This is a genomic window from Corallococcus aberystwythensis, assembly GCF_003612165.1.
Lineage (GTDB): Bacteria > Myxococcota > Myxococcia > Myxococcales > Myxococcaceae > Corallococcus > Corallococcus aberystwythensis.
Window position 1 is genome coordinate 33,656 of record NZ_RAWK01000055.1, and the last position, 7,893, is coordinate 41,548.

General features: G+C 70.2%; 8 protein-coding genes. 3 read left to right on the forward strand and 5 right to left on the reverse strand.

From position 1 onward, the window contains the following. Window positions 1–71 precede the first annotated feature (71 nt). Both D7W81_RS11460 and D7W81_RS11465 read left to right on the forward strand, forming a co-directional pair. Window positions 72–1,292, forward strand: a complete 1,221-nt coding sequence (locus D7W81_RS11460) for an MFS transporter (RefSeq protein ID WP_120555395.1) — start codon at window positions 72–74, stop codon at window positions 1,290–1,292. A gap of 10 nt (window positions 1,293–1,302) precedes the next feature. Further along, window positions 1,303–2,241 (forward strand): class I SAM-dependent methyltransferase, encoded by a 939-nt coding sequence (locus D7W81_RS11465; protein ID WP_120555396.1) that lies wholly within the window; start codon window positions 1,303–1,305, stop codon window positions 2,239–2,241. Window position 2,242: 1 nt separating this feature from the next. Here the strand turns inward: D7W81_RS11465 and D7W81_RS11470 are convergent, their stop codons facing one another. The 5 genes from D7W81_RS11470 to D7W81_RS11490 form a co-directional block, all read right to left on the reverse strand. Further along, entirely contained in the window at window positions 2,243–2,692 is a 450-nt protein-coding gene (locus D7W81_RS11470; RefSeq protein WP_120555397.1) for a hypothetical protein, read from the reverse strand. A gap of 43 nt (window positions 2,693–2,735) precedes the next feature. Continuing rightward, on the reverse strand, window positions 2,736–3,347 hold the full coding sequence (locus D7W81_RS11475; protein ID WP_158621554.1) for a hypothetical protein: 612 nt from the start codon (window positions 3,345–3,347) through the stop codon (window positions 2,736–2,738). A gap of 229 nt (window positions 3,348–3,576) precedes the next feature. Beyond that, on the reverse strand, window positions 3,577–3,960 hold the full coding sequence (locus D7W81_RS11480; protein ID WP_120555399.1) for a DUSAM domain-containing protein: 384 nt from the start codon (window positions 3,958–3,960) through the stop codon (window positions 3,577–3,579). Between the two features lie 289 nt (window positions 3,961–4,249). Beyond that, window positions 4,250–4,708 carry a YdeI/OmpD-associated family protein gene (locus D7W81_RS11485; protein ID WP_120555400.1) on the reverse strand — a complete coding sequence of 153 codons (459 nt, stop codon included), beginning with the start codon at window positions 4,706–4,708 and terminating at the stop codon, window positions 4,250–4,252. A 15-nt stretch (window positions 4,709–4,723) separates the two neighbouring features. Continuing rightward, the gene (locus tag D7W81_RS11490; protein WP_120555401.1) at window positions 4,724–5,506 is read right to left on the reverse strand and encodes a class I SAM-dependent methyltransferase; all 783 of its coding nucleotides are present in this window, start codon (window positions 5,504–5,506) and stop codon (window positions 4,724–4,726) included. A 167-nt stretch (window positions 5,507–5,673) separates the two neighbouring features. Here D7W81_RS11490 and D7W81_RS11495 point away from each other — a divergent pair. Then, a partial coding sequence (locus tag D7W81_RS11495) for an ABC transporter permease (RefSeq protein ID WP_147445437.1) occupies window positions 5,674–7,893 on the forward strand: 2,220 nt, incomplete at its 3' end.

The following is a 7,893-nucleotide window of genomic DNA, read 5'->3' on the forward strand; positions in this document are numbered from 1 at the left end:
TACGCTCCAGGTCTGGGTCCAAGACCCAGGATATATTGGAAGTATGGGTGGGGGAGCGCTAGGCATGTCGCATGGAGACCCCCTCCGCCACGCTCCCCGCCGCCGTGCCGCAGGCCGCGCCGATGGACCGCCGGCTGCTGTGGACGATGACGGCGGCGACCGTGCTCGCGGTGGGCAACGTCTATTACAGCCAGCCGCTGCTGGGCGTCATTGCCCAGACCTTCGGCCTGTCCGCCTCCGCGGTGGGCTCCGTGCCGATGACGTCGCAGCTGGGCTACGTGGCGGGGCTGGTGCTGCTGACGCCGCTGGGCGACGTGCTGGAGAAGCGCGGCCTGCTGGTGATGCTGCTGGGGCTCGCGGCCGCTGCGCTCTTCGCGGCGGGGCTGGCGCCCACGTTCCCGTTGTTCCTGGCCGCCTGCGTCGCCATCGGGCTGACGTCCGTGCTGGTGCAGATCCTCATCCCCTTCGTCGCGGCGCTCAGCTCGCCGGAGGAGCGGGGCCGGAACCTGGGCGTGGTGCTCAGCGCCGCGCTGGTGGGCGTGCTGCTCTCCCGCACGCTCAGCGGCTTCGTGGCGACGCACCTGGGCTGGCGCGGGGTGTACTTCGCGGCCGGCGCGACGATGGTGGGGCTGGCGATGACGCTGCGAATGGGGCTGCCTCGCTATGAGTCCTCCACGCGGCTGTCGTACCCGCGCCTGTTGCAGTCGCTGTGGGTCCTGCTGCGGGACGTGCCGGGGCTCCGGGCCATCGCGCTCACGGGCGCGCTGATGTACGCGGCGCTCTCCGCGTTCTGGGCGTCGCTGGCGTTCTTCCTGAGCAGTGACGCGTACCACCAGGGGCCCGGGACGGCGGGCATGTTCGGCCTCATCGGGACGGTGGGGGCGCTCGCCGCGAACATCACGGGACGGCACGCGCAACGGATTGGCGCGCGGAGGATTGTCCGGGCGTGCATTGTCACGATGCTCGCGGCGTTCGGGGTCTTCGCCGCCTTCGGGACGCTGTGGGCCGGGCTCATCGCGGGCGTGGTGCTGCTGGACCTGGGAGCGCAGGCCGCCACGGTGTCCAACCAGACGGAGCTGTACCGCCTGCACCCGACCGCGCAGACGCGCCTCAACACGCTCTACAAGATGTTCTACTTCGTGGGCGGGGCCTGCGGGTCCGCGCTCTCCGCCATCGCGTGGGACCACGCGAGCTGGAAGGGCGTGTGCGCGGTGGGCGGTGGGTTCCTGGTCATCGCGTTCGTGTGGGAGCAGGTCCAGGCGCGGCGGGCCCAGGCGTCGCCTTCCGTATAGGGTGGGGCTCATGTCCCGCCGCTTCCATGCCGAGCCGTTGATCCTCGTGCTGCGCCACCTGGAGGCCTTGCTGCCCTCCGGGCCTGTCTCCATCGAGGTGCCGGATCCGGACCTGGGCCATGGGCGCTATCCCGGGGAGCGCGTCGAGGGCGGGGGCGTGCACCGGCCGCTGCGGAGCTGGTGCGACCTGGCGGAAGGGCTGTCGTGCCGCCTGCGCACGCCGCGCGCGGTGGATGCGACGCACGTCCAGCTGACGTTCGAGCCACTGGGGTCGGAGGCGTCGTGGCACGCGGGAGGAGGCACGCGCACGGGGGCGCCGCAGGAGCGCTACGGCGCCGCGTCCGACTTCGCGCGCGTGCGGAAGTTCGAGGACGCGGGCTTCCTGGTGCCGTGGCTGGAGGCGGTGGGACGGCTGGCATTGCCACCCGGCGCACGGCTCCTGGACCTGGGCGTCAACCGGGGCGATGAGCTGGCTGCCTTCGCGGACGTGGAGGGCATCCGCTTCGTCGGCGTGGATCACAGCGCGAGCGCCCTGGAGGAAGCGCGTGCGGCGTTCCCGGATGCGCGGCACACGTTCGTGCAGGCGGACCTGAACGCGCTGCCAGCGGACCTGGGACGCTTCGACGCGGTGGTGTCAGTGGGCACGTTGCAGAGCCCGGGCGTGGATGACCGGGCGCTCCTGCGCAAGCTGGTGCAGGAGCACCTGGAGCCCAAGGCCTCGCTGCTGCTGGGCTTCCCCAACTCCCGCTTCCGCGATGGCGAAGTCGTCTACGGCGCGCGCGTGCGCAACCTGCGCGAGCCGGACCTGTCGCTGCTGGTAAAGGACCTGTCCTTCTACCGCCGCTACCTGCACCAGCACGGCTTCCGCACGTTCCTGGGAGGCAAGTACGACCTGCTGCTTACGGCGGTGAGGGGGCAGGCCGGCGGCTCGGATGACGCGGCCGACTGAATCACGACCGAGTGTCGCGCTGCGAGAGGCGCGAGGCCGCGACCGGAACCACCAGCAGGCTGGCCATCCAGACATAGAAGCCGATGGCGGTCCCCCGCACGTCGGAGTTGTAGGAGTGCATCCCGAAGATCGAAGACAACCCGAGGACGCAGGCCGTACCGCCCCACCAGAGCGCCTTCCGGTCCTTCCCCATCGCGAGCATGACGAGCGACACGGCCAGCAGGGGATTGGCGAACCAACCGAAGTTCCCGGAGACCACGGCCGTAGAGCCGATGAGTAGCAGGAACGCTCCATTCACCGCCGAGTCACCCCCGCCGTGCGGCGTGCGCGTGATCAGCGCGGGCATGAAACAGGCGATCACGAACAGCCCGATGGACACCCCACAGGCGGTGAGGCGTGCGTTCGAGTCGTCGACGTCGCGGACAGGACGCGCCGGAAGGGGAGAGGCCATGCGGTGGAGGCTACTTCATCCCTGGGCCGGACCGCATGAGGGCTCAGTTCAAGCTCCCGTCCGCGGAGAGCACCCAGACGGGATCGAAGCCATCGGTGATGTAGACTCGCATGGCCGGGTTGTTACATCTCAGCCCCAGGCTCTCGCTTTGCGAGGGCGACAACTTCGCGATCTGAACGGCATGCTCGAAGACGTCCTCGGACGTCAGCCGCGGGTTCTCGCGAGCGGTCTGGCAGGCTTCTGTCGCCACGGCATGAAGCCGGTACATCGCCCGGAACTGGGAGGCCTTGCCGGAGAAGAAGAAGCACACCGGTACGGCCAGGATCAGTGCGAGCACCGACAACAGCCGGCTCGGATTGGATGCCTGTGACAGGGTAGCCATGAGCGCCAGGGCCAGGTACAGCCCCGCCATGATCCCGATCGGGTGTTCCAGGAGCGCCAGGGGAAACGGGGCGAAGGACACCGCCATCACCAGGAGCATCGAGAGGAACACCGGTACGGCCAGCATCAGCGCGAGCACCGACAACAGCCGGCTCGGCTTGAGTGCCCGTGACAGGATGGCCCCGATGGCCAGGGCGAAGGACAGCCCCGCCACGGCCACGAGCGGGCTGTTCCTGTAACCCAGCAGCGCTCGGGGAAATGGGGCGAAGGTCACCCCCGCCGCCAGGAGCATCAGCAGTGCAACGAATGGCACTGCCCGCCACAGGGTCGTTTCCTCCTTGAGTCGAAGCCACCTGGGGACCATGCCTTTGTGCGCCTCCGAGCCGGTTCGTGCCCAATGCTACTTCACCACCTTGCCGCGCAGCTTCTCCAACGTCTGCGCGGGTCTCCTCGCGCTTATGGTTCCAGCTCGCTTCGACGCATGGGCAGTCATCCGAGTCGATTCAATCGTCCTCTTCAGGCGCGTCGACGTGGTCGAGTGCAATCCGTATCTGGTCCTGGTAGTGCGGGACGACTTCAACCGCGGCAACACGGTGGAGCACCTCACGTGCTGCGCTGACGTCACCTGACTGCTTCAGTCGGTGTGACTCCACGAGCGCTCGGGACAGGCGGCGCGATCCGTCCCGGATGCGGCGGTGCATTTCCCGCACGAGGGCCGAGGCCATTCTGGGGTCGTTCAATGCCTGCTGTGTCTCTTCTTGTGTGAGTGCCACGTCTGGCGCGATACGAAGCAGCAGGTCGCGCACCTCGTCCGTCACCTGAAGCTCACCCTCTTCAGGGAGCTGGCCCCCTAGAGACCGGATCCGATCCCAGTCTCCAGGATTCATCCTCGTCCTCCTGGTCCCTGGTGGCACAGTTCGAATGGCCACTCATGCTGGCCTTTACATCGCTCCATGCATTGCAGTCGCCGGTCCATCGAGGCTTCTTCTGGCCTGCGCACAGCGTGTACGTATCAATGCAGTGCTGTCTCCAGCCTTCATCCGGTGCGTCATCGGATTCCGCGCTTGTTGCCTTCTGGCTTGAAGCCTGACGTGTGGCTGTCGCGCAGCCCATGCTGAGTCCGAGCACAGCAAACAGCCACGTTGAGGACAGGATGTTCATGGATGCCTCCCGGGTCTACTTCGCCGCCTTTTCGCGCAGCTTCTCCAGCGTCTGCGCCAGGCGGCGCGCGCGGGTCTCCTCTTTCTTCGCGTCGGTGAGCGCCTTCACGAACTCCTTGCGGTGCGTGAACGCGAGCTTCGTGAACACGTCCCGCAGCGCGGGCTCCGCGTCCAGCGCACGCTGGAGGTCCTCCGGCACCTCGATCTCCCGAGGTGCCGTGTCCCGCTCCAGCGTGATGCTCAGCATCGCGCCTTCCTCCACTCCCGCGGCCTCGCGCACCTCCTTGGTGAAGCCCAGGTAGGTGATGCCGCCGTACACCATCAACCGGCTCCGGAAGGGATGCCCGTTGACGGTGCCCACCACGGGGGGACGTGCCTCGCCGTAGGCTTCGCGGCTGTCGAACGGACAGCGCACGAACCGGCCTCCCATGTCGTTGGCCACTTCGAGCTTCGCCTTGAACTTGTGAGAGGCCATGCGCGTGACTCCGTCCTACGGCTTGACGAACTTGAACGCGAACCGGTCGCTCGTGCCCCGGCGCTCACCCGCGGCTCCCGGGCTGGAGCTCCAGTCGCGCGTGTCCTCCGGATTGCGCCAGACCTTGCTCTCCTCCTGGAACTGGAAGCCCGCGGCCTGCACCTCGTCGCGCACCAACTGCTCGTCAATGCGGTGCAGCGTCTGTCCTTCCGTGATGCCCGTGCCCGCCTTCGCGCTGGAGTCGAGGATGACGTACACGCCGCCCGGCTTGAGCGCCTGGAATACCGCCGCGTTCATCTTCGCCCGGTCCACGCCCAGCCACCCCGTGTCGTGGTAGATGATGTGGCTCACCACCGCGTCCAGCGTGCCGTTGAGCTCGGGCGGGAAGGGCGCGTCCAGCTCGCGGTCCAGGCGCACCACGTTCTGGTTCACCGGCCGCGCCAGCCGCTCCTGCCACGGCTTCTCCGCGAACCGCTCCAGCACGACCTTGGGGTTCTCTCCGTACACCTTGCCGGAAGGGCCCACCGCGCGCGCCAGCAGCTCCGTGGTGTAGCCGCCGCCCGCCATCAGCTCCGCCACCTGCATGCCGGGCTTCACGCCCACGAACTCCAGCAGGGCAGCCGGGTGCCGGCCCGTGTCCAGCTTGCGGTCCGCCTCCGTGCGGTCCGGCGCGTCCACCAGTGACTGCGCCGACACGGCCGCCGCCTGCGTCTGGGGGGAGGCCGCCGGAGCCGTGGGCGTCGAGTGGGAACAGCCCGCGAGGGCAAGGAACGAAGCCGCCATCAGTGCATTGCGCATGGGCCATCCATATCGCCGCGGCCCGGCCCTGCCTTCCGAAAAGAGGGCTGCTGTCCGCTTGCGGGACGCCGCGTGCCACGAGCGAACACCGCATGTCCGCCCCCGGGCTCCCCGGCCCGCTTGAGTGGCCATGGCGCTAGAGTTGCAATCCGCTCCGGAGCGCCGCCATGTCCCAGCTCCTCCAAGACGTCCGCCTGTCCCTGCGCCGGATGCGCCGCGAGCCCGTGTTCACCACGGTGGTCGTGGCCACGCTCGCGCTCGCCATCGGAGCCACCACCGCGGTCTTCAGCCTCGTGTACCAGGTGCTGCTCAAGCCCCTGCCGTACCCCGAACCCCAGGAGCTGCTGCGCCTGTACCAGTCCACGCCGCGGCGCGAGCGGGGCGGGGTGGCATATTCGTACCTCCAGGCGTGGCGCGAGCGCTCGGACGCGTTCCTGGGCATCGAAGGCGTCACCGCCATGGACTCCACGCTGACGGGCCCGGGCGCGGCGCAGCGGGTGCGCGCGGGGCTCGTGACCCCGGGCCTGTTGCCGCTGCTGGGCGTGCGGCCCGAACGCGGCCAGGGGTTCGGACCGGAGTCGCAGGTGCCCGGGCGCGACCGGGGTGTGCTCGTGTCGCACGCCTTCTGGTGGAGCCACTTCGCGGGACGCGCGGACGTGGTGGGCCAGACACTCATGCTGGATGGCACACTCCACGTCGTCCAGGGCGTGCTGCCCGCGTCGTTCCGCTTCTGGCCGGGCGTGGACCTGTGGAAGCCGCTGGCCCCCGTGCCTCCGGCCCCGGGCCAGGCGCCGGAGGAACTCTACGTGCGCGGCGTGGGCCGGCTGCGGCCGGGCATCCCGCTGGAGCGCGCCCGCGCGGAGCTGGAGGAACGCTCGCGCGCCTGGGCCGCGATGGTGGGCGGGAGTGAAGCCGTGCCCGGGGTGCGGCTGGTGCCGCTGCACGAACAGGTGGTGGAGACGTCGCGCGAGCAGCTGTGGCTGCTGGCCGGGGTGATGGCGCTGGTGCTGTGCGTGGCCTGCGCCAACGTGGCGAACCTGCTGCTCGCGCGCGCCAGTGCCCGGGAGCGCGAGGTGGCGGTGCGCGCGGCGCTGGGCGCGGACCGGGGCCGGCTGGTGCGCCAGTTCCTGGTGGAGAGCGCGGTGCTGGCCCTGCCTGGTGGCGCGGTGGGGCTGCTGCTGGCGCTGTGGGCCATGGACCTCCTGCGCGTGTTCGTCCCCGGGGAGGTGGTGTCGCCCGAGGAGCTCCGGCTGGAGCCGCACGTGCTCGCCATCGCGGCGGGCCTGTCCCTGACGACGAGCCTCCTCTTCGGCCTGGTGCCCGCGCTGAGAGCGTCCCGCGCGGAGGCGAAGGGCGCGCTCGGAGGCCTTCGCGGAGGGCGGGGCGCGACGGGGCCGGTGCGGGCGGTGCTGGTGGTGGCGCAGGTCGCGCTGGCGCTCGTGCCGCTGGTGGGCGCGGGCCTGATGCTGCGCACGCTCCATGCACTGCACGCCGTGGCTCCAGGCTTTGATCCGCACGGTGTCAGCGCGATGGACCTGTCGTTCCCCCGCGAGGCCTACGGGCAGGACGACACGCGCCGGCGGCGGGTGACCGAGGAGCTGCTGGCGCGGGTGCGGACGTTGCCGTCGGTGCAGGCCGCGGGGCTGGCCAGCACGCTGCCGCTGTGGAACCGCAACGGCTTCAGCGCGGTGCTGCTGCCCGGTGAGTCGGAGCAGGAGGCGCAGGCGCGCGAGCCAGTCAACTTCCGCGCGGTGAGCGACGGCTACTTCGCCACGCTGCGCATCCCGCTGAAGGGGGGCCGCGACGTGAGCGCTTCGGACGGCGCGGGCGCGGCGCCGGTGATGGTGGTCAACGAGACCTTCGCCCGGCGCTTCCTGTCGAAGGGCTCCGCGCTGGGCCAGCGCGCGCGGCTGACGCTCGACGGCGAGCCGTTCCGGGAGGTGGTGGGCGTGGTGGGCGACGTGCACCACGCGAGCCTTTCGGAGGAGCCTCGCGCGGAGGTGTACCTGCCCGTGGCCCAATTCGAGGGCATGCACATGCTCATCGCCGTGCGCGCCACCCGGAACGCGCAGGCGCTGCTGCCCGCGCTGCGCGAACAGCTTCGCGCGGTGGATCCGGGCCTGCCGCTGGTCCAAGTGCGCGACCTGGAGGACGTGGTGGAGGAGAGCCTGGGGCGCACGCGGGTGATGGGCGGCCTGCTCACGGCCATGGCGGTGCTCGCGCTGACGCTGGCGGGCGTGGGGCTGTACGGCGTGCTGGCGTACTCGGTGAGCCAGCGCACGCGCGAGCTGGGCATCCGCATGGCGCTGGGCGCGACGGACCGGCAGGTGCTGTGGCTGGTGGTGGGCCAGGGCCTGCGGCTGGCGGCGATCGGCGTGGCGGTGGGG

Excerpts from the sequence above, each read along its gene's own strand:
- D7W81_RS11490 (WP_120555401.1), bottom strand. The coding sequence starts at position 5,506 with ATGCGCAATGCACTGATGGCGGCTTCGTTCCTTGCCCTCGCGGGCTGT.
- D7W81_RS11480 (WP_120555399.1), bottom strand. The coding sequence starts at position 3,960 with ATGAATCCTGGAGACTGGGATCGGATCCGGTCTCTAGGGGGCCAGCTC.
- D7W81_RS11465 (WP_120555396.1), top strand. The coding sequence starts at position 1,303 with ATGTCCCGCCGCTTCCATGCCGAGCCGTTGATCCTCGTGCTGCGCCAC.
- D7W81_RS11485 (WP_120555400.1), bottom strand. The coding sequence starts at position 4,708 with ATGGCCTCTCACAAGTTCAAGGCGAAGCTCGAAGTGGCCAACGACATG.
- D7W81_RS11460 (WP_120555395.1), top strand. The coding sequence starts at position 72 with ATGGAGACCCCCTCCGCCACGCTCCCCGCCGCCGTGCCGCAGGCCGCG.
- D7W81_RS11470 (WP_120555397.1), bottom strand. The coding sequence starts at position 2,692 with ATGGCCTCTCCCCTTCCGGCGCGTCCTGTCCGCGACGTCGACGACTCG.